This window comes from Gemmatimonas aurantiaca (assembly GCF_037190085.1).
Taxonomy (GTDB): domain Bacteria; phylum Gemmatimonadota; class Gemmatimonadetes; order Gemmatimonadales; family Gemmatimonadaceae; genus Gemmatimonas; species Gemmatimonas aurantiaca_A.
In genome coordinates, this window is sequence record NZ_JBBCJO010000005.1 from 762,235 (window position 1) to 787,762 (window position 25,528).

21 protein-coding genes and 1 tRNA gene are annotated in these 25,528 nt (G+C 66.9%); 11 read left to right on the plus strand and 11 right to left on the minus strand.

What is annotated here, in order from left to right; all coding sequences use genetic code 11:
- Window positions 1–44: 44 nt before the first annotated feature.
- Complete coding sequence (locus WG208_RS09075) at window positions 45–1,784, plus strand: M28 family metallopeptidase (RefSeq protein ID WP_337171018.1); 1,740 nt, start codon at window positions 45–47, stop codon at window positions 1,782–1,784.
- Between the two features lie 84 nt (window positions 1,785–1,868).
- On the opposite strand, the gene dps is transcribed toward WG208_RS09075, so the two are convergent.
- Window positions 1,869–2,375 carry a DNA starvation/stationary phase protection protein Dps gene (gene dps, locus WG208_RS09080; RefSeq protein WP_337171019.1) on the minus strand — a complete coding sequence of 169 codons (507 nt, stop codon included), beginning with the start codon at window positions 2,373–2,375 and terminating at the stop codon, window positions 1,869–1,871.
- 166 nt (window positions 2,376–2,541) lie between these two features.
- Here dps and WG208_RS09085 point away from each other — a divergent pair.
- Together WG208_RS09085 and gltX are read left to right on the plus strand one after the other, a co-directional pair.
- A tRNA-Ser gene (locus tag WG208_RS09085) sits at window positions 2,542–2,631 on the plus strand.
- A gap of 78 nt (window positions 2,632–2,709) precedes the next feature.
- The gene (gene gltX, locus WG208_RS09090; RefSeq protein WP_337171020.1) at window positions 2,710–4,170 is read left to right on the plus strand and encodes a glutamate--tRNA ligase; all 1,461 of its coding nucleotides are present in this window, start codon (window positions 2,710–2,712) and stop codon (window positions 4,168–4,170) included.
- 140 nt (window positions 4,171–4,310) lie between these two features.
- Here gltX and WG208_RS09095 read toward each other — a convergent pair whose 3' ends face one another.
- From WG208_RS09095 to trxA, 9 genes are all read right to left on the minus strand, one after another.
- Window positions 4,311–5,390: a hypothetical protein gene (locus WG208_RS09095; protein ID WP_337171021.1), complete on the minus strand. Its 1,080-nt coding sequence runs from the start codon at window positions 5,388–5,390 to the stop codon at window positions 4,311–4,313.
- Window positions 5,391–5,460: 70 nt separating this feature from the next.
- Window positions 5,461–6,081, minus strand: a complete 621-nt coding sequence (locus WG208_RS09100; protein WP_337171022.1) for a fumarylacetoacetate hydrolase family protein — start codon at window positions 6,079–6,081, stop codon at window positions 5,461–5,463.
- A 107-nt stretch (window positions 6,082–6,188) separates the two neighbouring features.
- Window positions 6,189–8,672, minus strand: a complete 2,484-nt coding sequence (locus WG208_RS09105; protein WP_337171023.1) for a helicase C-terminal domain-containing protein — start codon at window positions 8,670–8,672, stop codon at window positions 6,189–6,191.
- A 46-nt stretch (window positions 8,673–8,718) separates the two neighbouring features.
- The gene (locus tag WG208_RS09110) at window positions 8,719–10,017 is read right to left on the minus strand and encodes a hypothetical protein (RefSeq protein WP_337171024.1); all 1,299 of its coding nucleotides are present in this window, start codon (window positions 10,015–10,017) and stop codon (window positions 8,719–8,721) included.
- Complete coding sequence (locus WG208_RS09115) at window positions 10,017–11,894, minus strand: hypothetical protein (RefSeq protein WP_337171025.1); 1,878 nt, start codon at window positions 11,892–11,894, stop codon at window positions 10,017–10,019. The genes WG208_RS09110 and WG208_RS09115 overlap by 1 nt, the downstream gene beginning before the upstream one ends.
- Entirely contained in the window at window positions 11,872–15,561 is a 3,690-nt protein-coding gene (locus WG208_RS09120) for a hypothetical protein (protein WP_337171026.1), read from the minus strand. Before WG208_RS09120 ends, WG208_RS09115 begins: the two co-directional genes overlap by 23 nt.
- The gene (locus WG208_RS09125) at window positions 15,558–16,250 is read right to left on the minus strand and encodes a DUF4159 domain-containing protein (protein ID WP_337171027.1); all 693 of its coding nucleotides are present in this window, start codon (window positions 16,248–16,250) and stop codon (window positions 15,558–15,560) included. Before WG208_RS09125 ends, WG208_RS09120 begins: the two co-directional genes overlap by 4 nt.
- Before the next feature lie 11 nt (window positions 16,251–16,261).
- The gene (rsmI, locus tag WG208_RS09130) at window positions 16,262–17,107 is read right to left on the minus strand and encodes a 16S rRNA (cytidine(1402)-2'-O)-methyltransferase (protein ID WP_337171028.1); all 846 of its coding nucleotides are present in this window, start codon (window positions 17,105–17,107) and stop codon (window positions 16,262–16,264) included.
- A gap of 77 nt (window positions 17,108–17,184) precedes the next feature.
- On the minus strand, window positions 17,185–17,508 hold the full coding sequence (gene trxA, locus WG208_RS09135) for a thioredoxin (protein WP_337171029.1): 324 nt from the start codon (window positions 17,506–17,508) through the stop codon (window positions 17,185–17,187).
- 114 nt (window positions 17,509–17,622) lie between these two features.
- Here trxA and mce point away from each other — a divergent pair, with 114 nt between their 5' ends.
- Entirely contained in the window at window positions 17,623–18,033 is a 411-nt protein-coding gene (mce, locus tag WG208_RS09140) for a methylmalonyl-CoA epimerase (protein ID WP_337171030.1), read from the plus strand.
- Between the two features lie 94 nt (window positions 18,034–18,127).
- On the opposite strand, the gene WG208_RS09145 is transcribed toward mce, so the two are convergent.
- Window positions 18,128–18,655, minus strand: coding sequence for a hypothetical protein (locus tag WG208_RS09145; RefSeq protein ID WP_337171031.1), 528 nt, complete (start codon window positions 18,653–18,655; stop codon window positions 18,128–18,130).
- A 121-nt stretch (window positions 18,656–18,776) separates the two neighbouring features.
- On the opposite strand from WG208_RS09145, the gene WG208_RS09150 reads away from it, so the two are divergent.
- From WG208_RS09150 to WG208_RS09180, 7 genes are all read left to right on the plus strand, one after another.
- Complete coding sequence (locus tag WG208_RS09150) at window positions 18,777–19,526, plus strand: pyridoxine 5'-phosphate synthase (RefSeq protein WP_337171032.1); 750 nt, start codon at window positions 18,777–18,779, stop codon at window positions 19,524–19,526.
- 93 nt (window positions 19,527–19,619) lie between these two features.
- A complete protein-coding gene (locus tag WG208_RS09155; protein ID WP_337171033.1) occupies window positions 19,620–20,642 on the plus strand; it encodes a hypothetical protein in 1,023 nt (340 codons plus the stop codon).
- Between the two features lie 22 nt (window positions 20,643–20,664).
- Window positions 20,665–21,684 carry a lysylphosphatidylglycerol synthase transmembrane domain-containing protein gene (locus WG208_RS09160; protein ID WP_337171034.1) on the plus strand — a complete coding sequence of 340 codons (1,020 nt, stop codon included), beginning with the start codon at window positions 20,665–20,667 and terminating at the stop codon, window positions 21,682–21,684.
- A gap of 38 nt (window positions 21,685–21,722) precedes the next feature.
- Complete coding sequence (locus tag WG208_RS09165; RefSeq protein WP_337171035.1) at window positions 21,723–22,646, plus strand: hypothetical protein; 924 nt, start codon at window positions 21,723–21,725, stop codon at window positions 22,644–22,646.
- Between the two features lie 102 nt (window positions 22,647–22,748).
- Window positions 22,749–23,741 (plus strand): threonine/serine dehydratase, encoded by a 993-nt coding sequence (locus WG208_RS09170; RefSeq protein WP_337171036.1) that lies wholly within the window; start codon window positions 22,749–22,751, stop codon window positions 23,739–23,741.
- On the plus strand, window positions 23,741–24,616 hold the full coding sequence (locus WG208_RS09175; protein ID WP_337171037.1) for an alpha/beta fold hydrolase: 876 nt from the start codon (window positions 23,741–23,743) through the stop codon (window positions 24,614–24,616). Before WG208_RS09170 ends, WG208_RS09175 begins: the two co-directional genes overlap by 1 nt.
- The gene (locus WG208_RS09180; protein WP_337171038.1) at window positions 24,613–25,518 is read left to right on the plus strand and encodes a dienelactone hydrolase family protein; all 906 of its coding nucleotides are present in this window, start codon (window positions 24,613–24,615) and stop codon (window positions 25,516–25,518) included. Before WG208_RS09175 ends, WG208_RS09180 begins: the two co-directional genes overlap by 4 nt.
- Window positions 25,519–25,528: the final 10 nt, after the last annotated feature.

Here is a 25,528-nt window from a genome sequence, read left to right on the forward strand (position 1 = left end):
CGCGCGTTTCCTGCTCCCGCCCTTCACACGAGCCCGCTCACACCATGTCTCCCGTTCGATCTCCGATGCGCTCGGCATGCGCTCCGTTGCTGCTGGGCATCGTCCTGAGCACCACACTCGCGGCGTGCGCCGGTGACTCCGGATCCGGTGCGTCCGCCAGCACCGATGCCCCATCCGATCCGGCGCTTGCCCCCGCCTACGCGGCGATCACGGTCGAGGGTCTGCTGGCGCACGTGAAAGCCCTCAGCGACGACTCGCTCGAAGGACGTGCACCGGCCACGCCCGGCGAAGAGAAGACGGTGCGCTACATCGAGCAGCAGTTCCGCGACCTCGGACTCACGGGCGGCATGCCCGATGGCTCGTTCATGCAGAACGTGACGCTGCTCGGCTTCACCGCACATCCGGAGATGTCGTTTCACATCGGATCGCGGGTGATTCCGTTCTCGTTCCCTTCCGACTACGTGGCCATCTCCCGACACGAACAACCGGTGGTCGATGTGAACGCCGAGATGGTGTTCGTGGGCTACGGGGTGGACGCGCCCGAATACGGATGGAACGACTACAAGAACGTCGACGTGAAGGGCAAGGTGCTCGTCATGCTGATCAACGATCCGGCCGTTCCGGACCCCGCGGACAGCACGAAGCTCGACAACGCCATGTTCAAGGGCAGCGCCATGACGTATTACGGGCGCTGGACCTACAAGTACGAAATCGCCTCGGCCAAGGGTGCGGCCGGTGCGATCATCATTCATGAGACGGGACCGGCCGGTTATCCGTACGAGGTGGTGAGCGGAAGCTGGTCGCGCGAGAACTTCGACATCAAAGCCCCTGATGGCAATGCGGGGCGCGTGAAGATCGAAGGCTGGATCACGCAACCGAAGGCCGAGGAGCTGTTCAAGGCGGTGGGCAAGGACTTCGCGACACTCAAAGCCGCCGCGCGTCGCAAGGACTTCACACCCGTTCCCCTCGGAGCGTCGGCGCGCATTCATCTGCGCAACGAAACGCGCACGGTACAGTCCCGCAACGTCGTGGCCACGCTGCCCGGTGCCGACGCGGCCCGACGTGACGAATACGTCATCTACTCGGCGCACTGGGATCACCTGGGACGCGACACCACGATTGCCGGCGACCAGATCTACAACGGTGCCCTCGATAACGCGTCGGGCATCGCGGAGCTGCTATCCATTGCGAAGGGCTTCACCGCGCTTGCCACGAAGCCTCCCCGTTCGGTGATGTTCGTGGCGCTCACGGCCGAAGAGAAAGGGCTGCTCGGTGCCCGCTACTTCGCCGCGCAGCCGCCGGTGCCACTCTCCAAGGTGCTCGCCAACATCAACATGGACGGGTTCAATCAGTGGGGACGCACGAAGGACCTCACGGTGATCGGCTATGGCAACAGCACACTCGATGACGTCCTCGCCGATGTCCTGCGTCCCGCGGGTCGCACCATTCAACCGGACCAGGAACCGGAGAAGGGTTTCTTCTATCGTTCCGATCATTTCGAGTTTGCCAAGCAGGGTGTGCCCGCGCTCTACACCGAGGCGGGCGTGCAATTCATCGGCAAGGACTCCACGTACGGCATGAGCAAACGCGAGGAGTACACGGCGCGTGACTATCACAAGCCCAGCGACGAGATCAAACCCGACTGGGATCTGAGCGGTGCGGTGGTGGATGCCCGGGCATTGCTCGACGTGGGCTATCGGGTACTGAACGCGTCGACCTGGCCCACCTGGAAGCCAGGCACCGAGTTCAAGGCCCGACGCGATTCTTCGTTGGCGGGGCACTGAGCGGCGACGCTCGCACCGTACGGTTGTTCCACAAACGACGACGGCCGCGCATCTGCGCGGCCGTCGTTTTTTCTGGTACCCGCTTCAGGACTGCTTCTCGAGATGCGCCTCGACGAACCAGAGCTGCTTGTCGGCTTCACCGGTGATGCGGGTGAGCAGGTCGGCGGTGATCGCGTCATCGGCATCGTCGGCGGCATTGATGTCTTCCCGCGCCGCGTTGGCGCAGGCCGCCAGTGCATCGGCCACGACCTGCACCCACTCCGTGGGCGTCTCGACATTCACCGGGCACTCCGGCAACTGGCTGCGTTCGGCGATCGTCTGCACCGAGCCCTCGGCCACACATCCCAGCTGCACCGCGCGCTCGGCGAGATCGTCGGACCATGTCACGGCCAGGGCGGCCACCTGATCGAACAACTCGTGCAACTGTTCGAAATGGATGCCCTTCACATTCCAGTGGGCATGCTTGGCCTGCCGTTCGAGATCGAGGAAATCGGCCAGGCGGTGGTTGAGCAATACCCCCATGGCGGACCGGGTCTCGACGGAAAGGTCGACGCGCGTGGGAAATGGGGGCTTCGATGCAGTCTTGGCCATGGGGACTCCGTATATGGTTCAGGGAAGGACGTGCGACCATTGCCTCGGTGGCATCTTGGTGACTACATTGCCGCTCCGGCGTTGTTCCACGGCCTCCGCGGGCGGTGTCGGCGAAGACTGCGTAACATGTTGTTCTGCAACGTGATAGGCGACTTCGTAGGGGTCTGGAGAGATGGCCGAGAGGCTGAAGGCACCGGTTTGCTAAACCGGCATACGGGGTCAACCTGTATCGCGGGTTCGAATCCCGCTCTCTCCGTTCCGCGGGCCCGCCGGATGACCGGCGGGCCCGCGTGTGTTTTATGGCACTTCCGACGACCACCGGTCGGTGACAGATATGGCGTCAGTGATTCCCGCATCGCGTCCGCGCGTCCGTTTCGCCCCCTCGCCCACGGGCTTCCTGCACGTCGGCGGAGCTCGCACAGCGCTCTTCAACTGGCTGTATGCGAAGAAGTTCGACGGCGACTTCCTCCTGCGCATCGAGGACACCGATCGTCAGCGCAGCACCGACGAGAGCACCCGCGCCATCTTCGAGGGGCTCGAATGGCTGGGGCTCACCTGGGACGAGGACGTCGTCTATCAGGGCGCGAACGTGCAGCGGCACCATGCCGACGCGCACCGGCTCCTGGAGTCGGGCGCGGCGTACCGCGACTTCACCCCCGCCGCGGAAATCGAGCGGCTGCGCGCCGAAGCCGAGGCGCGTGGTGAGGCCTTCCGTTTCGATCGGGCCCTGGCCGATCTGAGCGACGCGGAAATCGCCGAGCGGCTCGCCCGTCATGAGCCCTATGCGATCCGCTTTCGTGTGCCCGAGGGCACGACGGAGTGGGACGATCTCGTGCACGGGCGCATCGCGTTTCCGAACAAGGACATCGAAGATTTCGTGATCCTGCGCTCCGACGGCACGCCGGTGTATAACATGGCCGTCGTGTCCGACGACATCGCCATGGGGATCACGCTGGTCATGCGGGGCGACGATCACATCTCGAATACGCCCAAGCAGATCCTGCTGTACCGGGCGCTGAGCGCGACGGTGCCGCAGTTCGGGCATGTGCCGATGATTCATGGCACCGACGGCAAGAAGCTGTCGAAGCGTCATGGCGCGACGGCGGTTGGCGACTATCAGCATCAGGGATTGCTGCCGCAGGCGATGCTCAATTTCCTCGCGCTGCTGGGCTGGTCCACGGGCGACGATGTCGAAGTGATGACGCTGCCGCAGTTGATCGAAAAATTCCGCGTGGAAGGTCTGCAGAAGAAAGCCGCGGTGTTCGACACCAAGAAGCTGGAGTGGATGAACGGCCAGCATCTGGCGCTCATTCCCATCGACGAACTGGCGGCGCTGATGACGCCGCTGATGGAGAAGGCCGGCCTCGCCTCGGCGGACGATCTGCGGGCGCGTCACGAGTGGTTCTGCGGTGTGCTCGAACTGCTTCGCGTGCGCGCGCGGCTGCTCGACGAAATCGTGGATCAGGCGAAGCCGTTCTTCACGGAGTTCGTGGAGTACGACGCCGATGCCGTGAGCAAGCAGTGGCGCGACGCCGCGGCCACCGCGGATATCCTCGAGGCCACTCACGACCGCCTGGCCGCGGTCTCCACATGGGAGCCGGCCGCGATGGAGGAGGCGTTGCGCGCACTCGCCGAAGAGCGTGGAATCTCCGGCGGAAAGATCTTCCAGCCGCTGCGTGTGGCGCTGGTGGGGCTCACGGTGAGCCCGGGCATCTTCGACGTGCTGCAGTACGTCGGCCGGGAGCGCTCACTGGCGCGCATTGCCGCGGCGGTGCGGTATCTGAAGAACGGGTGATGGGTTTGGGGTTTGGGGTTGGGGGGTGAACAGCCGGGTCGTGGGTGACGGGTCGCGGGACCGCGTGCCGCGTCACCCGTGACCCACGACCCGGCTGTTCCACTCCAAACCCCAAACCCAGAACCCTGAACTGCGCAGCACTACCGATCGCTGCTCTTCTCCGAACTCTTGTCGGGTGTCTTCACCGGCGCGGCAATACTCGCACTCGGCGCGCGCAACCGTTCGCGCCGTTCGGTGTCACGACGCTTGTCCATCTCACGCACCACGCGTCGGAACTCGGCTTCACCCATCGTCCGTTCCGACATGCGCTGGATGTCTTCCCGCGATGCCGCGAGACGCCGATCGGCATCCATCCGCGACATGTTGCCGGACATGTTCGCGGCAGTGGCGGAATTGAGCGGCAGGAGCGCCAGCAAGGCGTTGGGGATCATGACCTTGCCCAGGCGGATGCCCTGCTGATCCCAGCCCCACTTGTTGCCGTCCTTGTCGGTTTTGGTCCAGTCACCGGGCGCCCGCCCGTAACGCCCCTGCGCACGGGCGAGTGAATCGAGCGAGTCGCGCGCGGCCATGATCGCGTTGGCCATGATGCTGTCCAGGCCATCGGCGCGATCGCCACGTGCCACGGCGCCGTTGCCCGCACCGCCGCTTCCACCGCCGCCGAATCCGCGCCATACCCGCGGATCCTCATACCCGGGGCGGACACCCCGGACATTGGGATCGAGCGCCCCGACGCCATTGCCCGGGGGCGCCCCACGCCCCGTGTCCCGCGGAGCCGAGGGTATCACGGGAATCGAGGGCGTACCGGCGGCCGGACCGGTGGGCTCCGGAGCCCGGGCCGGGGTCGGCGTGGCCGGCCGGGTGGTCGGCACCTGGGCGACAGGTCGGCGGGATTCGGGCGTCTCCACGTAGGTGAGCCGCTCTTCGCGCTGATCTTCCCGGTCGCCGAATTGCATCCACGACGGCAGACCATGACCGAAGGTGAGCCACTGCACGAGAACGGCCGCCACCAGCAGGTGGACACCGATCGCGATGGCCAACGCCTTGGGTGAACGTCGCTCCCGTTGCATACCTCCTGCCCGGGCCCGCGCGCTGATCCGTCCGGTTCTCTGCGCGCCTTCCTGCCCCTGCCTGGACGTACGCGCCTCCCCACCCGAGGGCACCGACTGGTGCGGCGGACCGCCACCATCGCGGGACGACTCAGGAGGGAGAGGCGGTGTCATCAAAGAAAGATACCCGGTTTTCCGCAGGGTGTGCCTGCGGAGAGCGGTGAGTCAGGAAATCGTGGAACGATCACGCGGTGCCGGCCACGACAGGGTTGGAGACCCGACTGATACCGACCAGCTCCACTTCGACCACGTCACCCGCGTTGATGCGCTTCGTCCCAGCAGGAGTGCCGGTGGCCACGAGATCACCCGCTTCGAGCGTGAGATACTGCGAGATGTACTGCAGCAGGAACGGGATCTTGAACACCATGTCCGAACCTCTGGCCCGCTGCGCCACCTCGCCGTTCACGCGGGTGATCAGTTCGATACTCTCGAGATCGTCGGGCACGGCGCCGGGCTCGCCCACGGGACAGAACGTGTCCATGCCCTTGGCCCGCGCCCATTGCCCGTCGCTTTTCTGCAGATCGCGCGCCGTGACGTCGTTGAGCGCCACGATGCCCCCGATGGCGGCACGCGCTTCCGCTTCCGATGTGGCCTTCGACAGCCGCGATCCCATCGCCACCGCGATCTCTCCCTCGAACTCGATGTGATCCGACACCGGATGCAGCACGATGGGTTGCCCCTCGCGGATGATCGACGACGGCGGCTTGAGGAAGAGCAAGGGCTGCTTGGGAACATCGTTGCCCATCTCACGGGCATGCTCCACGTAGTTGCGCCCTACGCAGACGATCTTGGTCGGAGCGGTCATGATTCCGGTGGACTCGGTTCGGAGGGGAATTCGTTTGTCGCGGGCGTTTGCGGGAAGTCCCGGATCCCGCAATGGCGATGCACGCCCGTGCGAATGTTACGCCAATTCTACCGCGCGCTCCGGTAGAACGCTGACACCTGAGCGCGAATGTCCCCCCATGCGCCGATCACGCGTTGTGCCGGTGGCAGGCCGTTGAGCAGCGCCCGCCCGTATCGTTTGGTCACCACGCGTGGATCGCTGAGTATCACGACGCCGGCATCGGTGGCCGTGCGAATGAGCCGGCCGAATCCCTGCTTGAGACGCAACGATGCGTGGGGCAGCATGTACTCCACGAAGGCGTTGCCACCACGCGCATCGATCGCCTCGCACTGTGCCGCCACCATGGGCTCCGTGGGCACCCGGAACGGCAGCTTTGCGATGAGCAGTCCGCGCAACGCATCACCCGGCACGTCGATGCCTTCCCAGAACGTGGCGGTGCCCAGCAGAATCGCACGCCCCGAGTCGCGGAACCGCTGCAGCAGCTGATCACGCGGCTCCTCGCCGTGCACCAGCAGCGGCCATCGTCCCGCGAGTCCGCGGCCACGCATCCATTCGGCCATGTCCCGCACATCCCGATGACTGGTGAACAGCGCGAAGATCCCACCGTCACTGGCCTGTGCCAGTTCGTGCAGATGGCGCGTGACGGCGGCAAAATGTTCTCGCGGCTGCTCGTTGGGGGCCGGCAGATCGGTGGGCACCACCAGCAACGCCTGTCGCGGATAGTCGAAGGGCGACGGAAAAATCGCGGAACGTACCGGCGCACTGCGCCCGGCCAGACCGAGCCGCCGCTCGAGAAACTGAAACCCTCCATCGGTGGAGAGCGTCGCACTGGTCACCACCGCGGTGTCCACGCGCCCGAACAGATCGTCGCGCAGCACCGGCGCGAGATCGAGCGGCACACAGTGCACGGCGAGATTGCGCTCGGTGACACCGGGCTTTCCCTGAAACTCCATCCACCGCACGACGGCCGGTCCGTCGGCTGGCGGTATGAGGCCTTTCATGAGTGCATCGCCCGCATTCTGCAGGCGACGCGTCACGCCACGGATCTCGCTGATCGTGGGACCGAGTTCCTCGGCGCGCGCCTGATCGCTCTCCAGGCGGAGTTGCACTTCGCCCAATCCCTGACTGATCGCGTCGATCTCGGTGAGCAACTCCTTGAGTGTGCCATCGATGCCATTGCGCCAGAGATCGTGTTCCTGGAAGGACTCGGTGAGTCGCATCACGGCACCGCCCTGCTGCTCCAGCACGGCCACGAGCAGTTCGAACAGCAACTGCGTGCGATCGCGCGCCGTCAGCACACTCGAGAACAGGCGCTCGCGCACCAGATCCATACTCGCCACGCTGAGCAGATCGTTCCGGCCCGACAACTTCGCCGCCAGCGTGGGCAACAATCCCTTGCCCCGTCGTTCGAGCCGATTGAAGAGACGCGCCAGCGCCCGTCGCGTGATGGAGCTGCCGAGGTGTGAACCCGCGGCTTCCTCGAGATGATGCCCTTCGTCGATCACGAGCCGTTTGTAGGCCGGCAACACGGCCGAGTCATCCCAGTTCTGCACCTGACGACGCACGGCCACATCGGAGAGCAAGAGGTGATGGTTCACCACCACCACGTCCGCGGCGGCGGCTTCCTTGCGCGCCTTGAACAGGAAGCAGTCGTTGTAGCGACTGCACTTGAGCCGTCCACACAGATCGGGTTCGGCGGACACCTCATCCCACACCTCGGCGCGCGGTGCGGTGGGGAGATCGGCCAGCGAACCGTCGGTGGTGCGTTTGGCCCACTCCACGATCGTCGTCACATCGTCGCTGACATTGTCATCGAAGAGTGCCGCGCCGGCACCCGTGGCCTGCTCGAGACGATGCAGGCACAGATAGTTTCGCCATCCCTTGAGCAGGGCGAACCGCACTTTCTGATCGGACAGCGCACGCTGCAGGAACGGCAGGTCCTTGGCCACGAGCTGCTCCTGCAACGTGATCGTCGCCGTGGACACCACCGTGCGTTCACCGTTGGCCTGCGCCCAGCGCAACGCGGGCACGAGATACCCCAGTGACTTGCCGACGCCCGTGCCGGCCTCGAGCAGCGCCACGCCGCCTTCGTTGAAGGTGGTGGTGACAGCCGTGGCCATCGCCCGTTGACTCGGGCGGTCTTCATATTCGCGCACACCGTACATGCCGCGCATGGCCTGCGCGACGAGACCATATGGTCCGAGCGTGACGTCGACGGCATCGGGGTCGACCGGGACTGGCTGTTTGCCACGCGGCACTTCCGTGACCACATAGACCCGCGTGGCCTGGTTATCGACGATGCCGAACCCCACGCCATTGCCGTGCAGGCGATACGCGACCTCCATGTCGGCATCGCTGGGCGTGAGTTCACCCGACGGATGGTTGTGCAACAGCAATTCACCGCGCGCCGCAACACCAGGCAGCGCCAGCACACTGCTCACGTCGCCCGCCGCCACCTTGCGGGCCGTATCGATATTGCCGTCGGCGTCCAGCGTGCAGACGAAGCAGACTTCGTTGCCGCCATGCAGACGGATGGTCGTGCGAATCGCCACGGCGACCTCCCGGGTCAACCGCGCTTCACCCATGGTCACGGCGGGATCACGTCTTGCGCGGCTTCTTCTTGGCGGCCGGGAAGAGGACGTTGTTGAGGATGAGACGATATCCCGGTGAATTGGGATGCAACGACAGATCCGTGGGCGCGCTGCCGATGGCATGCTGCGGGTCCTCGGGATCATGTCCGCCGAGGAACGTCCACGATCCCTTGCCGTAGTCGCCGTGCAGATACTTGGTCCACGGCGCCCCATCCTCCTGCGCGAGCACCGTCACGCCGGGCTTCACCACCGCGCGATTGAAGCTCGTGGTGACGCCGTAGAAGTCGGTGATGACCGTGCGATGATCCTGCACCAGCATCGTGGCCACCGGATCGAGCTTGGCACTGAACCCGAACAGCGAGAAGCTGCCCAGCGGTTGCCGGCGCGACGGCACGTTCACCTGATGTCCATCGATGTCGCTGAGTGCGTTCACGTACGGTGAAGGCTCGATGTGCGCCCCGGTGAAGGCCAGCGTGCGTGTCCAGTCGAGCTTCGCGTCGGCATCGGGCGCGATCGGGGTGCCGTCGGAAAACGGGCCGGCGATGTCCACCGCCCACGAGGCGATCGACAGATCGAGCGACTCGGTGGCGCCGCACATGGCGAAGAGAAAACCGCCACGATCGACGAAGCCGCGAATGCCGTCGGCCACGGCCTTCTTGAGTGCCGGCACATCGTTCTTGCCGAAACGACGACCGGTGGCGAGATCCTTCTCCCGCTGCGCGACGAACCAGGGCGCGTCGCGATAGGCGAGATAGAGCTTGTTGTACTGCCCCGTGAAATCTTCGTGATGCAGATGCACCCAGTCGTACTTGGAGAGTTCGCCCTTGAGCACATCGTCGTCCCACACCGAAGCGAAGTCGATGCCGGCGTACGTGAGGGCGAGCGTCACGGCATCGTCCCAGGGTGGCTGATCCACCGGGCGATAGATCGCGATGCGGGGCGCCCGTTCGAGCACCACCGCATCCATGTTGCCGCCGGCGATCTCCGCGCGCGCGGCCGCGACATCCGCATCCGTGAGGGGTTCGACCGTCACGCCATCGAGCGCCGCCCGTTTGCGCAGATCGGGTACGTCGGGCAGCAGGAACGCACCGCCGCGGTAGTTGAGCAACCACTCGGCTTTCTGGCCGTTCTTGAGCGCCTGATAGGTGACGCCGTAGGCCTTGAGGTGATTGCGCTGCCCGTCGTCCATGGGCACCAGCAGATGCTGCGCCCGCGCGTTGGACGTGCCGAGTACACTCAGCGTCAGTGCGAGCAGGAGATGTCCGGCCGCGCGCAGGGCGGCCCGACGGAACGAGAGCAACGACATCATGGAAATCTAGATGGAGAACGGGCAGGAATGGTCGTCGGAGCAGCCGCCTGTCCCGGCGGGACCTGTCCCTTCAAGCGTTCCAGTTCGCGACGTCCCTGCGGCGCCAGTGCACTGTCGGTGTAGTCCACGAGCATCTGTTCGAGCTTGGCGACGGCTCCCGCGCGATCGCCCGCGTCCCCCAGCGATCGTGCCCAGGCGAGCAACGCCTCCGGTGCTTCCGGACTCTTCGGATACTCCCGCACGATGCGGTCCCAGAGGGTCTGTGCGTTGCGAGGCGCCGACAGACGGGCCGCCTGCGCGAGCAGGGCGGGCGCCGCAGGTCCCACGGAGTCGGCCAGTTGCACGAATCCCCTGACCGCGGCCGCCGAATCCCGGCGGGCCATGGCCAGAAACGCCGACCCCAGGGCGGGAGATCGGTCCAGACGAATGCGGGCCAGGAGACCCAGAGCATCCACGAGTTCGGAGCGCTGCGAACCCGCACGCACCAACCGGCGCCGTGCTCCCGCGAGATCGCCTTCATACAGCGCGATCCAGCCCAGCATCTCGTCGTCCTCTTCGAGATCGGTGCCGGCCATCGCGGCGCGCGCACGCGGCAGATCGCCGGCGCGAAGCCATCCCATCACCAGCGGACGCGCCAACGCGGCCCGGGTGAGCGGATCGAGCGATTTACCCTGCCCGTCGAGCAGTTGCTGCGCATCGTGCATGCGCCCGAGCTCACCCAGGGCGGCAATCTCGAGACCAAGCAGGGCCTGCGCGCGGGTTTTGTCATCGGCCTTCGAGGGGCGCCGCACCAGCGCGAGGGCGCCGGCGGCATCCCCGCCGCGCAGCGCGGCGTCGACGGCGTGGCGCTGCGAGGCCAGGTCGCCGTTTCGCGCGAACAACGCGCTCCAGGCATCCCGCGCCACGAGCCACGAGCCGACCTGCTCCGCCCGTTCGGCAAATTCGCGCCAGGCAGCGGCGGTGGAGTCGTCGGGTGGCAGCGTGGCGAGCGCGGTCCAGGCGCGACGCGGCTCTCCCCATGCCGACTCGAGCGCGGCCAGCAGCCGCCGCGCCGGCAACAACGGAGGATCGGCAACGAGCACGGCGCGTACCGAATCGCGCGAAGCCGACGGCGTGCGCTGCAGGCCATAGAGTCCCGCCGTCTCGAGCCATGGCTGCGTGATCAGCGCATCACGATACGCCTGCGCCGCCGCTTCCCAGCGCCCCAGCGAGACATTGAGCTGCGCGGTCTCGCCGGTCAGCGCCGCATTGCGTCCCAGGAAACGCGTGGCGTCGGCCAGAACGGTGTCAGCCGCCAGCGAACGGCCGCGCTGCAACAGGAGCCGGGCGTACTCACGATACGGCGCCGGATCGCCGGGATTGGCCCGGCGCCACGCCAGAAAAGCGGCACGGGCTTCGTCGTCCCGCGCCAACCCCGACAACGTGCGAAGCTGCACCATGCGCGCGGTGGGATCGGTGGGACGGAACTGCAGAACACGCTCCACGACCGGCATGATGGAATCGAGTTGCCCCTGCTCCGCCATCACCCGCTCGAACCCGAGCATCGCCAATGCGATGCGATCCCCCTCGGTCGTGTTCACGGACAGTGCCTTCTGCAGCACCTCGCGATACCCGGCGGCGGCGCGCTTGAAGTCACCCTTGTCCTCGGCATCGAACGCGCGGGCCATGGCATCGGCGGTATCACCGGCGGTGAACGTGGTCGATGCCGTTCCCCCGCTCTGTGCGCGCAGCGGAGCCGCCGATATCGCCGGCTCCGCCATGCTGCAGCCCCCGATGATCAGGACGGCATGGACGAATGCGCTGATGCGCGGCGTGCGCGCCCGCACCTCTCCATGCCGGCCAGCCCCGACGTCATTGCGGTGCGCCACTGCCATTGAGCCGCCGGAAATATTCGATCACGATGCGCCGCTCCTCGGGGCCGAGTCCACGCAGCTCGTTCCAGGTGGGCGGTGCGAACTTGTTGGCCGCGCGTCCCGACTGCGGACCATCCACACGGCCGGACGATCCGTTGCCATTGGCGGCCTTCGCTTCACGCGGACCTTGATCGTCACGTTCGTCCTGTTCGAGGAACCGACCCGCGTCGAGCAGACGACGGTACAACTGCTGCTGCCGCGCGGCGACCGTCCCATCGAGACCGCTGCGTTCGAGCTGCTGCGCGAGGTTCTGCGCCTCCCTGGCCAGCGCATCCGTGCGACCGGTCTGATCGGCGTCCGCCACGTCCATGAGATCGCGGGCCACCGCGCGCTGCTGACGCGCGAGCACACGCGCCTGCTGCTGCGCCTGATCCCCCTTGGCGCCGCCCGGCATCATGTTGAGCCCCTGCATCTGACTGTTGAGCTGCCCCTGCTGCTGCGCGAGCTGCTTGAGCTGCTCCATCATCTCGGTGAATCCCGACGCCGACTGCGCGCCATTCACCCGCTCGCGATCACGCACGAGTGAACTGAGGGCCTGATTGAGCGCCTCCGACGCATCCTTCATGGCATTCTGCGTCTGCTCGTTGCCCCCCGGCTGGCCCTGCGATTGTTGCATGGATTGCGTGGCCTGCTGCACACGACGTTGCGCATCGCCCATGGCCTTCTGCGAACGTTGCGACAGCAGTGACGAGGTCCGCCCCGCCTGCTCGAGTCGCTCGGCGGCCTGCTGCACCCCCTGCTGCAACGCACTCTGTTCACCCTGCATTCCCTGTGCGCCCTGCGATCCGGCCTGCTGCATCCGCTGGGCGAGATCGGCCTGCTGACGCGCGAGTTGCATGGTCTCGTTGATGGACTGATCGAGCTGGTCGGAGAGTTGTCCCTTCCACTCGTTCACCTGCGCGTCACGGGCCGCCGCCAACTGCTGCGCCGCCTTGTCCATGGATTCGGCGGCCCGACGCGCCTGGTCGGCGGCGCCGGAATTGCCCTGCTGGCCGCCTTGCTGACCTTGCTGTCCCTGTTGGCCTTGTTGGCCCTGCTGTCCCTGCTGTTGCTGGCCCTGTTGACCGGCCTGGCCTTGCTGACCCTGTTGCCCTTGCTGCTGCTGGCCTTGTTGCCCCTGTTGTCCTTGTTGCTGTTGCCCCTGCTGCCCCTGTTGCTGCTGCCCCTGCTGTCGCTGTTGCTGCGCCTGCTGTTGCGCGGCCTTCTGCATCGCATCGGCCGCCTGGTTCACCATCGGCTGCGCCTCACGCGTCTTCGTTGCGCCCTCACGCGCGCCCGATTCCTGCAGCCGCTTGGCCAGCGACTCGACTTCCTTCTCGATCTCGCGCGTGCGATCGGCCAGCGCACGGGGATCCTGCGATTCACCGGCACGCGGTTCGCCACTGCGCTGTTCACCATTGCGCGGCTCGCCACTCTTCGGCTCACCACCCTTCTGCTCGCCGCTGCGCTGTTCTCCACCCTTCTGCTCACCGCTGCGCGGCTCACCGGCCCGCGGTTCTCCCTGCGGCCGCTTGCCGTCGAGCTGGTTGGCCAACTGCTGCTGGGCCTTGGCGAGATCGCGGGCATCGTCGCGCAGCGTCTGCATCGCCCCTTCCAGCGCCGCGCGCTTGAGCATCTCCGCGCTCTTCTCCAGCTGCTCGCGCATCTGCTTCTGCTGCTCCGAGAGCTGCTGCATGGACTGCTGCGCGTCGGTGCCGCTCAGACGATCGCTGCTGCGATTGAGCGCTTCGAGCTGCTTCTGCATCTCCGGCGTCATCGCATCACGCAGCATCTTCTGGATGTCGCGCATGCGTGACGCCAGCGCGGTGTCGAGCGCGTTGGCATTGCGCAGCCGCGACTCGAGTTCCTTGGCGTTCTGCCGCAGCGAATCCACCTTGGAGCCGAGCTGCTGCTGATCGCGCGCCAGTTGGCGGGCCTTCTCGGCCGCCGAGAAACTCATCGACTGGCTCTTCGCGCCATCGCTCTTCGAACCGCCGGACTGTTCACCCAGGTTGCCCTGCAGTTCGCGGCTGCGTGAAGCATCGTTCGTGTTCTGCTGCAGCCGGCGCTCCTGCTGGGCCAGTTGCTGGGCGCGCGCCGCCAGCGAATCGGCCAGTGCCCGCGCGATCGCCCGCTGTTCGGCGAGCGTGGGGACCCGCAGAATCACTTCCGCACTCTGGGCCTGCTGCCGCCACGGCGAATCGTCGATGGCCAAGGCGGTCACGTGCAGCTTGTCACCCGGTTCGAGCGCCCGGCCATCGAGCGTGATGGTGGCCCCGCCCTCGAACAGCGGCGATGCCGGCGAGGCGACATCGATGCGCTCGCGTGTCACGGCACCCGTGCCCGAGGCGGCTTCACGCCATACCTGCAACTGTACATGACCCACGCCGTGATCGTCGGACGCTTCCACGATCACCGGCACCGAACCGGTGGGTCCGATGGCGGTGTCGGTCACCGGCGCCACGATGCTCACCGCGGGCGCCATATCGGGGATCACAGTGAACGGCAGCGCATCGGGCAACTCGGGCGGCAACACCGCACCGTCGGCCCGTGGGGTGGCCGACGCGCCCCATGTCCACGGTCCATCACGATCGATGGGAAGGACGCCGCTGGCCGGCACGACACCATTGCCGGCATCGGCGGCGGCGCTGAGCCATACCGTGTCGCGCCCGTTGGTGAGAAACGCCTCGCGCGCACCGCCACGCAATCCCGCCTGCACATGCACACGCGTCCCGCGTGGCACCCGCAGTGGCGGTACCGGTTCCAGGGTTTCGTCGACGCGGCCGAGATAGGCCGGGTACTGCGCGCGCAACGCGACATCGCCGATCCAGCCGCGGTCTTCGACCACCAGCTGCGCCGACAGTTCGGGCGCACGTCCATCGTTCACGCGCACGAGCGTGCGTGCCCGCATCGGCCCCAGCGCGAGTGGCACGACACCCGACGCCGGCACCGACAGTGTCGTATCGCGCCACGCTTCCCCTTCGGCGCGTCGGGATACCGTGATCGCGCTGCGCCCCGACGCCACGATGCGCAACGTGACCGGCATGCCACGCGGCACGGAGGTGGGCAGGCGTTCGAACGACAAGGCCGGCAGCAGCGTGCCCGTCCAGGCCCGCACCGGATGCCGCACCGCGGCGAGACCGTCCGGCGCCACCCGCGAGGCCAGCAGCACCAGCAACATCGCCACGAGCGCCAGTCCACCGCCGATGAGCGCCTGCCGCGAGAACTGACGCGCCGCTCCGGGGGCCAGCGTGCCGGCCCTGAGGCGCGAGGCCACGTCCTGCGCCGCCCGCGCGCCCAGCGGGCCGCTGGCGGCCACTTCGAGCGCGCCACGCAACGACCCCGCGCGCAGCTGCTGTTCCTGCTCGATGGTGCCGGCCAGCGCTGGCACCGACAACGCCGATGCATGACGACGGCGGCGCCACTGCGCCAGCGCTCCCGCCCCACACAATGCAGCGAGCCAGCCCAGCACGGGCACGGCACGTGGCCACGTCATCCATCGGCCGTCACCAAGGGCCAGCACGAGCAGTGCCAGCACGGCCAGCAGCACCGCCACGGTGAGCAGCAGCACGCCGCTCGTGGCACGCCATTGCAGGGCGCGCTGCTCACCCGTCAGACGGGCATCGAGATTCAGAGCGGGCGCCGTCATGGCTGCACCCGGCTGGTGGTCGCATACGTGAACAGATTCACTCCCATGCGCAGCGCCTGTTCGTGCAGGGCGGGCGGATCGGGATACGTGCCGACATCCTCCCAGCCGTTCCCGAGATCGGCGGAGAAGGTGTAGTACACGGCCAGCCGGTTTCCGATGAAGATGCCGTAGCCCTTCGCGGGTTTGCCATCGTGCTCGTGCACCTTGGGCGGCCCGCTCGGGAAGTCGTACACGAGATGATAGATCGGGTGCGAATACGGCACCTCGACCAGCGGGCGATCGGGAAACACCCGCGCCATCTCGCGCCGGAACGTTTCGTCGAGTCCGTAGTTGTCGTCGGCGTGCAGGAAACCGCCGCGCGTGAGATACTCGCGCAGGCGTTTCACTTCGGTCTCGCTGAACTTCACGTCGCCGTGCCCCGTCATGTGCAGGAACGGGTAGTCGAACAGCGACGAATCGGTGAGCCGCACCCGCGCTTCCGTGCGCTCGATCGGCAACGAGGTGCGTTCGGCGATGGCCTGGATGAGATTCGGCAGACTGGACGGATTGCCGTACCAGTCCCCGCCACCCTCATACTGGAGACGGGCGATCGCCAGTCGACCCGGACCGCGCAGCGCCATCGTGCCCAGCGGCAGCAGCGCGCAGATCGCAAAGAGAGACCATCGGGCGAAGCGCTGCGTAGACCGCATGGGCGACCGGATCAGGTATCGTGAGCGAGACGGTAGGCGAGATTGCGACTGGCACCGTGTTCGTCCATGAGCATCCGCACGATGTCGCGAGGACGGAAGCCTTGCTCACGCAGGGCGCCGGCCACCGCGCGCAGTCCGTCTTCCGACGGTTCTGCCACTTCGGCACCGGCCAGGACCAACACGATTTCCCCACGTGGAGGAACCGCCTCGTAATACGCGGCGACCTCCGCGAGCGTTCCGCGGCGAATCTCTTCGAAATGTTTGGTCAGCTCCCGCGCAACCGCGACGTGACGCTGCCCACCGGTAATCTCCGCCACGGCACGCAACGTGTCCACCAAGCGATTCGGTGATTCGAACACCACGACGCTGTGCGGCAGACGTGCGGCCAGCGCCAGTTGATTCTCGCGATCCTTTCCTTTGCGGTCGAGAAAACCGAGCACCGTGAAGGGATGAGGCGCGAGTCCCGATGCCACGAGCGCGGCCAGTGTGGCCGAAGCGCCAGGCACGGGGACGATACGGATGCCGAGCGCCGCCGCGGTTTCCACCAGACGCGCACCGGGATCGGACACCAGCGGCGTGCCGGCATCACTGATCAGGGCCAGCGGTTCCCCGCCCTGCAGGCGCTCGATCAGGCGCGGGGTGACGCTGGCCTCGTTGTGCTCGTGCAGCGCCAGCGTGGGCGTACCGATGCCGTAGCGGTCGAGCAGCGGCCGCGCGTGGCGGGTGTCCTCACAGCAGATCGCGGCGGCCTGCTGCAGCACCGCAAGCGCCCGGAGGGTGATGTCCCCCAGATGACCAATGGGGGTGCTGACGATATGCAGCGCCCCCGGGATGACCGCCTCTGGCCAGAGCGCCACCGCCTGGGCGGTCAGGCCGGAGGCACGCTCGGATGGGCGTGTCTCCGACCCGACCACCTCGTCGGTGTGCGAACCGCTCAGACGTGCTCCTTGAACTTCGCTTCCAGGGCGGGACGCGGCACCGCGCCGACCACCTGGTCCACCAACTTGCCGTCCTTGAAGAACAGGATCGTGGGGATGGAGCGCACGTTGAAGCGCGCCGCCGTCCGCTGATTGTTGTCCACGTCGAGCTTGGCCACCTTGGCCTGACCGGCATAGTCCGTCGCGAGCTGCTCCACGATCGGGGCGATCATGCGGCAGGGCGCGCACCACGTCGCCCAGAAATCGACCACCGCGAGCCCCTGATGCTGCTCGATTTCGGTGGCAAAAGTATCGTCCTTCACTTCCACTGCGTTGGCCATCGTGTGCTCCATGAGGGTCACGGCGACCGACTCCCTCACCGGGGACCCGTTCCGCCCGCGCCCATCTGCAGGATTAGAATTCGGGACCTGTCATACCCGATCCCTCGACCGACCATGACCGAATCCGTTCGCCGCGGCACGCGCATCGCCCATATCGGCATTGCCGTCCGCGCTCTCGACGAGCTGCTTCCCTTCTACCGGGATGTGCTCGGCATGCCCGATGTACCCCTCGACGATGCCGACGGTGCCTCGATCGCGGGGCTGGCCGCCGGTGAATCCCTCGTGGAGTTGCTCGAAGCACAGTCCGAAGACACCCCGATCGGCAAGTACGTCGCCAAACGGGGGCCGGGCATTCATCACGTCTGTTTTGCGGTGGACGACCTCGACGGCACCCTTCAGAAATGCCGAGACGCCGGCCTCCGGCTCATCGACGAAACCCCGCGCATCGGCGCGGAAGGCAAGCGCATCGCCTTCCTGCATCCGAGTGCCACCGGGGGTGTGCTCGTCGAACTATCCGAATACTAGTCGGCGTGTCCAGCGGAGCCAGCCCGGTGGGTCCGGGCTGGCTGGCCGGCCGTCAGGAAATGGGGCCGGTCATTTCGTGGTCATTCAGGGTCTTTCAGCGACAGAAATCGCGCAGCTTGGCCACGTCCACGTCCTCCACCAGCCAGCGCCCGCCGGGCCCCTGCACCGTGGTGAACGTCGTACGCGCCCTGGTCTCGCCGCGTGCCAGTTCCAGCAGGTACTCCTGACGTCCGCCGGTCACCAGCCGCGGCCGGTCCTCGGCGTAGCTGTACCGGTCATGCTGGATGAGGCATTGCATGACGATGAGCCGCTTCTCCAGCTCGTCCCGCTTGAACTGATCGCGGGCCAACCCCTTGGCGTTACCCCACAGCGCCGACATCCCCTGCAGATCCTGGGCATTCACCGCCTTGAGGAAGGCATCGATCGCCCCCTTGCCGGTGGCGTTGCCGAACGTGGACGGATCGTCGCTGGTGACCACGGGTGTGGGCGCCGCACCGGGCAATGTCGTGCCGGATGAGACCACCTGCTTCGTGCAGGCGCCAAACAACAGCGTGGCGGCCACCGCACCGGAGCAGACACCATACCATGTGCTGCGCCAACCTTTCGATATCGGACCGGGCACCAGGGCCTCCTTTCGACCTGATGTAAGGCGTGAACGACTGCGTGCTGCTAACCTATTCGTACCACCGCAGGTGGTCACCTGAGGTGGTCACCCCACGGCGTTTCCGAGGCATACCCCACAGATGGCTCCACAGGCCCTTCGTTACCAGCGTCTCTACGTCAACATCGACCACGTGGCCACCGTGCGGCAGGCCCGCCGCGGCCAGGATCCCGATCCGGTGGCCGCCGCCCTGCTCTGCGAACAGGCCGGGGTCGATGGCATCACCGCCCACCTGCGGGAAGACCGTCGCCACATCCAGGACGACGACATCCACCGCCTGATGACGCAGGTGACCACGCTCCTCAACCTCGAGTGTGCCACTACTGACGACATGCTCTCGCTCGCCGAAACACTTCGGCCCGCGCAGGTGACACTGGTGCCCGAGCGCCGCGAGGAGATTACGACGGAGGGTGGACTGGACGTGGTCCGGCAGGAGGCCGTGTTGCGCGACGCCGTGGCACGGCTCCGGGCAGCCGGGATCCGCACCAGCCTGTTCATCGACCCCGATCACGATGCCGTCGCGGTGAGTGCGCGCATCGGAGCCGACGCCGTGGAACTGCACACCGGACAATACGCGCATGCCCCCCGGGACCCTGCCACGCTGCAGGCCCTGCGTCATGCCGCCGCGCAGGGTGCGGCGCTCGGCATCGCCGTGCACGCCGGCCATGGCCTGTCGGTGGCCAACGTGGGGCCGGTGGCGGCCATCCCCGAAATCGAAGAGCTCAACATCGGGCACGCCATCGTGGGACGCGCCATCTTTGTCGGCCTGGAAGCCGCGGTACGGGAAATCCGGAACGCCATGGACGAAGCGCGCGCCGCCGATCTCTTCTGAGCTCTTCCGACGACCGTCATTGCCACCCACGCTGGTGTTCTCTCTCCCGCGCCGACTTCCACCGACGCTGATCATTCCAGGAGTCCGTTCCGCATGAGTGCACCGCAGGCTCTCATCGAGTTCTTCCAGAAGGAAGCAACGGAGTATCTCGATCGGCTCGATCAACTCATGAGTGAGGCCGGTCAGGGTGCGGAGCACGCGCCCGATGCCGCGGCCCTGCTCGCGAGTGCCCGTGCGCTGCGGGGCAGCGCCACGATGACACGACTCGAAGGACTGCCCGATTTCACCTCCACGGTGGAACGCATCGCGACCGGCCTGCGCGACAACGAACTGCGCTGGGACCAGCGCCTGCATTTCGCGGTGCGCGGGGCGCTCGCCGAATTGCGGGCGTTGGTAGCCCGCGCGTCGCTCTGGAGCGATGCCGAGCAGCGGCGGTGTCGCACGCAGTCGGTGGCACTGGCCGCGGTCGCGGCGGGCTATCTGGCGACGAGCACCCCCGCCAACTCTCCGGCCTCGCAGGTGGTGCCCATTGCGCGGCTCTTCCCCGATGACGGGCAGCCGACGGTGCTGCAGCGCAATCCCAATCCGCCCATGACCCTGGCCCAGCGTTTCCGCGCGGATATCGCGGCCGCCGCCGATGGGGTGGCGCGCGAAGGCTCCGCGCTGTCGGCCAGCAACCCGGGCCCCTCTCAGCTCGCCCTCAGCGACGGTCTGCGTCGCACGTTGGTGGGGCTGGCCGATGTGGCCGAGAGTTATGGTGCGTCCAGTATCGCCACGCTGGCCACACGCATGGCGCGCGCACCGCTGGCCACCAACGCCGAGCGCGCGGGCGTGCAGTCCCTGGCGCAGTTGCTCATGAACCGCGAACTCACCGACCCGCAACTCGCGCAGCAGGTCAAGCAGGTGGGGCTCACCTGGGCAGGCTCACCGCCGCCGGAACCGGCCATCGTGCCCATCGAATCGCTGCTCTATCGTGGCCACTCGGCCGTCGCCCGGGCGCGTGAGGTGCGGGACCAGCTCGCGCGTCACTGGCAGCGGGGCACCACCGCCGTTCCCGAAGCCTATGCGCTGTTCGAGGAGCTCAGTGATCTGCTCGATCTGGCGGTGACCACGTGAGCCTGATGGGCCAGGTGTGCCGGTGAGCAGTTGGAAGACCTGGGTCGGGTTCGGCCTCAGCGCGTTGCTCCTGTGGTGGACGTTGCGTGGCGTGAACCTCGCCGACGTCTGGACGGTGCTCCGCACATCGAACGCTCTGCTGTTCGCGGCGTGCACGGTGGTCGCCACCTGCATCTTTCCGCTGCGCGCGCGTCGTTGGCGTCCCATTCTGGAACCGGTGGCGGGCCGCCTGCCCTTCGGGCCGCTGTGGCGCAGCACCGCCATCGGCATGATGATGAACAACGTCTTCCCCCTGCGGGCCGGCGAGTTCGGCCGTGCCTTCGCCCTCACCCGCGAAGTGCCACGTGTGGCACTCACCACCGCGCTGAGCTCCCTGGGTGTGGACCGGGTGTTCGATGCCCTGGTGTTGTTCGGCATGATGTTCGCCGCAATGCTCGATCCGCGATTCCCTGCCGGCGCGACCATCGCGGGGCAGTCCATTCCGCAGCTCGCGCGCGGCGGCCTCGTGTTCCTGCTGCTGCTGCTGGCGGTGTGTTATGCGGTGGTGCTGCAACCGGCGCGCATCGTGGCCTGGACCGGCGCCATTGCCCGCCGCGTCGTGCCCCGGTTCGCCGATGCCCTCGTGGGATTCGTGGAACTGGGCATCGGCGGACTGGCCGTGCTGCGCGACACGCGGCGTTTCCTGGCCGTCATGGCGTGGGCCATCGCACACTGGGCGGTGCACGCTCTCGGTCTGTATCTCGGGTTCATGGCTGTCGGCGTGGAGGTGCCCTTCAGTGCCGCCCTGTTCCTGCAGGGTGTGCTGGGCATCGGCGTGGCCATCCCGAGTTCACCGGGGTTCTTCGGCGTGTTCGAAGCTGCGGCCGTTGCCGGACTCGGTGTGTATGGCGTCCCCAAGGAACTCGCCATCAGTTGGGCACTGGGTTACCACCTGCTGAGTTTCATTCCCATCACGGTATTCGGGGCCGTGTACTTCGCGCGTCTTGGTCTCAGCTTCGGCAATGTGCGTCATGCGCAGGACACCGCCGCGGAGTCGGCGTGACAGGCATGACCGCCTCATGATTGCCGCATGATTGTCTCATGACGCCGGCGGCGCACACCGAACACGCCCACGCGAAGATCAATCTCCTGCTGCGCATCCTCGCGCGGGAGGCGAGCGGCTATCACGCCATCGAGACGCTGTTCCAGCGGCTCGCACTGCACGATGTGGTGCAGGTGTCGGTCAATCAGGGGCCGTCCACGCTGCACTGCGACGGGCCCGCCATGCCCATTGCCGGTCTCGGGGCCGCCACCGACAATCTGGCCTGGCGTGCAGCTGCGGCCTATGCGCGCACGGCGCCTTGGCTCGCATCGTGGCAGATCCACATCGAGAAACACATCCCGGTGGGCGGTGGGCTGGGCGGTGGCAGCGCCGACGCCGCGGCTGTGTTGCGTGCACTCGATGCACTGGCGCCCACACCGTTGGGTCTCGAACGTCTGCTCGACATTGCCGGCACCCTTGGCGCCGACGTGCCGTTTCTCACGGCCCCGGATGCGCTGGCGTGGGCCTGGGCGCGCGGGGATCGTCTGCTGGCGTTGCCGGCGCTCCCTCCAATGGCCGTGACGCTCGTGACATTTGCCCACGGGGTGAACACGGGAGCGGCGTACACCGCCGTGGCCGCCCAGCGCGCTAGCGGAGGGGCCGTGGCCACGACGGCGCCTCTCTCCGCTCGCCGCTATGGCGCATCGGCATTCATGTCATGGCAGGCAATCGCCGCCCTGACCGGAAACGACTTCGAGGACGTGGTGCCGGCGTTGCATGACGGGGTCGCGGCGGTGTTGCCCGCCGTGAAGCAGGTGGCGGAAGCGCTCCGCGCTGCCGGGCATCCCGCGGTGGGTCTGATGAGCGGCAGCGGTGCCACGTGTTTTGTGTTGCACCCTCCCGACGCGGAGATCACGATCCCGCTGCCCCCGGGGTCCCGGACCGTGCGCACGACGACCATTGCGGCGCCAACCGGCGACTGAAGGCTGCGGGGCGAAGAGAGGGCGGCACCTGAGTGCACTGGTGCGCTTCCCGGACATGACGCGGCGCTTGTCCCTCACCTGTCCGGAGAAGACATTCCACGAATGACATCGCCTGTGCTGGTTGCTCCCTCCATCGAGGACATTCGTGCGGCCGCCGCGCGAATCGCCCCCTATGCGGCCGTCACGCCGCTGCTCGAATCCCCGGCGCTCGACGCCGTCGCCGGTGGCCGGGTGCTGCTCAAGGCCGAAGTCCTGCAGCATACGGGATCCTTCAAACTGCGTGGCGCACTCAATCGACTGCTGCAACTCACGCCGGAAGAACGTACACGTGGCGTGGTGGCGTTTTCTTCCGGCAATCATGCCCAGGCCGTGGCCTACAGCGCGACCCTGCTCGGCATGACGTCGACCATCGTGATGCCGAAGGATGCCCCACCGCTCAAGATCGAACGCACCCGGGCGTTCGGTGCGGAGGTCGTGCTCTACGATCGCTACACCGAAGACCGCGTGGCCATCGGCGGTGCCATCGCCGCAAGAACCGGTGCCACCGTCGTTCCGCCATTCGAAGATCCGCACGTCGTGGCCGGCCAGGGCACGCTGGCGCTCGAAACGCTCGAGCAGGCGGCCGCGCGCGGAGCGACGCCCGATCGGCTGTATGTGAACTGTGGCGGTGGCGGCCTCACCGCCGGCTGCGCACTGGCCGCGGAGGCGCTCTCTCCGGAGACCGTCGTGCACCCGTGCGAACCGGAGGATTTCGACGATACCACCCGCTCGCTCGAACTCGGACATCGTGTAGCCAATGCACCGGGACACCGGTCCATCTGCGATGCCATCGTCACCGAAATCCCTGGGGAGTTCACCTTCTCCATCAATCAGCCGCGCGTGGGCGCGGGGTTGCGGGTCTCCGACGACGAAGTGCTGGCCGCCATCGCCTTCGCCGTGCGTGAACTCAAGCTGGTCGTGGAACCGGGCGGCGCGGCCGCACTGGCCGCTCTCCTTTCCGGTCGCCTCGACACCCGCGGGCGCACCACGCTCGTGGTGGTGACCGGTGGCAACATCGATCCTGCCATTCTCGCGCGCGCGATCGGAGTGGGATGATGGCGGTGTCCGTGCCCGGCGATTGGCCCTGGCCATCGAAGCAGCATGCGACAGCCGAGGGTGCGTTGCATTTCATCGACGTCGGCGTCGGTCCGCTGGTCGTCTTCGTGCACGGCACGCCCACCTGCAGCTACGAGTGGCGACATCAGATACAGGCCCTGCACGCGAGCCATCGCTGCGTGGCGATGGATCATCTGGGATTCGGCCGAAGTGAGCGGCCTTCCGGTGCGGCCTACACACCGGAAGCGCACGCGGTGCGTTTCCGGTCGTTCATGGACGCGCTGGCCCCCGCCGAACCGTTCACGCTCGTCGTGCACGACTTCGGCGGCCCCATCGCATTGGACTGGGCGCTCGATCATCCCGCGCGGATCGCCCGATTGATCGTCGTGAACAGCTGGATGTGGAGTTTCGAAGACGACCCGGTCATGTGGAAACGGGCACGCATGGCCGACGGGTGGCTGGTGCGCCAGCTGTACCGGCACGCCAATGCGTCGTTGCGGCTGTTGCTGCCGGCGGCCTATGGAGACAGACGCCGTATCGATCCCCACGCCCATCGGTACTACCAGTCGCTGTTTCCCGACGCCGAAAGTCGTGAGCAGGTACTCTTCACACTGGCGCGGTCTCTCACCCGCAGCAGCGCGTACTTTGCGCGGCTCTGGGATGGCCGGGCCCTGCTGCAGACCGTTCCCATGACCCTTCTCTGGGGAACGGCCGATCGCGCGTTCCCGGTGCCGGTGCTCGAACGTTGGCATGCGGCCTTCCCCCACGCGGATGTGCGCACATTCGAGGGGGTGGGCCACTGGCCGCACGAGGAGGCATCGGATGCCTTCACGACGTCGTTGCTGCACATTCTCCAACCGCGGATCCACGCATGAAGACCTTCCGCAACATTCTCCGCCTTCCCGCCGATCGGCTCGCAACCGCGACACCGTTCGCGGCTGCGCTGGCCTTCACGGCCTCGGCTCTGTTCTCCCTCACGCCGACCACCATGACCGCACAACAGCCCGACTATGCGGCCGCCATGCATGCGGCGCACGCGCACGAAACGCCGACCGCATCGGGCGCCGCGCTGATCGCGCCGCGTGTGCCCGTGACCGGTGACATGGTGCAATACGGCGTCGTCGATGGCGCGGCCGTGCGTGGATACCTCGCCCGTCCCAGTGGGGCGGCCAAGGCGGGACCGGCCATCGTCATGGTGCACGAATGGTGGGGCATCAACGACAACATCAAAGCTATGGCCGACCGGTATGCCGGCGAAGGCTACACCGTGCTCGCCGTCGATCTCTTCGGAGGACAGGTGGCCACCACCGCGGATGCCGCGATGAAGTTGTATCAGGCCGGCATGGCCGATATCGGAAAAGGCGAACGCAATGTCGCGGCCGCCGTCGACTATCTGCGCAAGAACGGCGCGACCTCGGTGGGCAGCGTGGGCTACTGCTTCGGCGGTCACTGGTCCCTGCGGACGGGGCTCGCGGGCGGCGCCAACGTCAACGCGGTGGTGATGTACTACGGCGCGCCGATCACCGACGCGCAGGGACTCTCACGCCTCCGGGCGCCGGTGCTTGGCCTCTTCGGCGGGAAGGACACCGGCATCCCGGTCGACAGCGTACGCGCCATGGAAGCACAGATGAAGAAGGCCGGCCGTACGGTGACGATTCACATCTACCCGAACGCCGGTCACGCCTTCGCGAATCCCTCGGGACAGTCGTACGACAAAGCCACGGCCGATGACGCGTGGACGCGCACGCTCGCGTTCTTCAAGGCCAACCTCAAGTAAGCCAGAGACG

Excerpts from the sequence above, each read along its gene's own strand:
- WG208_RS09150 (WP_337171032.1), top strand. The coding sequence starts at position 18,777 with ATGGCTCCACAGGCCCTTCGTTACCAGCGTCTCTACGTCAACATCGAC.
- WG208_RS09095 (WP_337171021.1), bottom strand. The coding sequence starts at position 5,390 with ATGACACCGCCTCTCCCTCCTGAGTCGTCCCGCGATGGTGGCGGTCCG.
- WG208_RS09125 (WP_337171027.1), bottom strand. The coding sequence starts at position 16,250 with ATGCGGTCTACGCAGCGCTTCGCCCGATGGTCTCTCTTTGCGATCTGC.
- WG208_RS09155 (WP_337171033.1), top strand. The coding sequence starts at position 19,620 with ATGAGTGCACCGCAGGCTCTCATCGAGTTCTTCCAGAAGGAAGCAACG.
- mce (WP_337171030.1), top strand. The coding sequence starts at position 17,623 with ATGACCGAATCCGTTCGCCGCGGCACGCGCATCGCCCATATCGGCATT.
- WG208_RS09075 (WP_337171018.1), top strand. The coding sequence starts at position 45 with ATGTCTCCCGTTCGATCTCCGATGCGCTCGGCATGCGCTCCGTTGCTG.
- trxA (WP_337171029.1), bottom strand. The coding sequence starts at position 17,508 with ATGGCCAACGCAGTGGAAGTGAAGGACGATACTTTTGCCACCGAAATC.
- WG208_RS09115 (WP_337171025.1), bottom strand. The coding sequence starts at position 11,894 with ATGGCAGTGGCGCACCGCAATGACGTCGGGGCTGGCCGGCATGGAGAG.
- WG208_RS09180 (WP_337171038.1), top strand. The coding sequence starts at position 24,613 with ATGAAGACCTTCCGCAACATTCTCCGCCTTCCCGCCGATCGGCTCGCA.
- dps (WP_337171019.1), bottom strand. The coding sequence starts at position 2,375 with ATGGCCAAGACTGCATCGAAGCCCCCATTTCCCACGCGCGTCGACCTT.
- WG208_RS09170 (WP_337171036.1), top strand. The coding sequence starts at position 22,749 with ATGACATCGCCTGTGCTGGTTGCTCCCTCCATCGAGGACATTCGTGCG.
- WG208_RS09165 (WP_337171035.1), top strand. The coding sequence starts at position 21,723 with ATGACGCCGGCGGCGCACACCGAACACGCCCACGCGAAGATCAATCTC.
- WG208_RS09100 (WP_337171022.1), bottom strand. The coding sequence starts at position 6,081 with ATGACCGCTCCGACCAAGATCGTCTGCGTAGGGCGCAACTACGTGGAG.
- WG208_RS09175 (WP_337171037.1), top strand. The coding sequence starts at position 23,741 with ATGGCGGTGTCCGTGCCCGGCGATTGGCCCTGGCCATCGAAGCAGCAT.
- gltX (WP_337171020.1), top strand. The coding sequence starts at position 2,710 with ATGGCGTCAGTGATTCCCGCATCGCGTCCGCGCGTCCGTTTCGCCCCC.
- WG208_RS09120 (WP_337171026.1), bottom strand. The coding sequence starts at position 15,561 with ATGACGGCGCCCGCTCTGAATCTCGATGCCCGTCTGACGGGTGAGCAG.
- WG208_RS09110 (WP_337171024.1), bottom strand. The coding sequence starts at position 10,017 with ATGTCGTTGCTCTCGTTCCGTCGGGCCGCCCTGCGCGCGGCCGGACAT.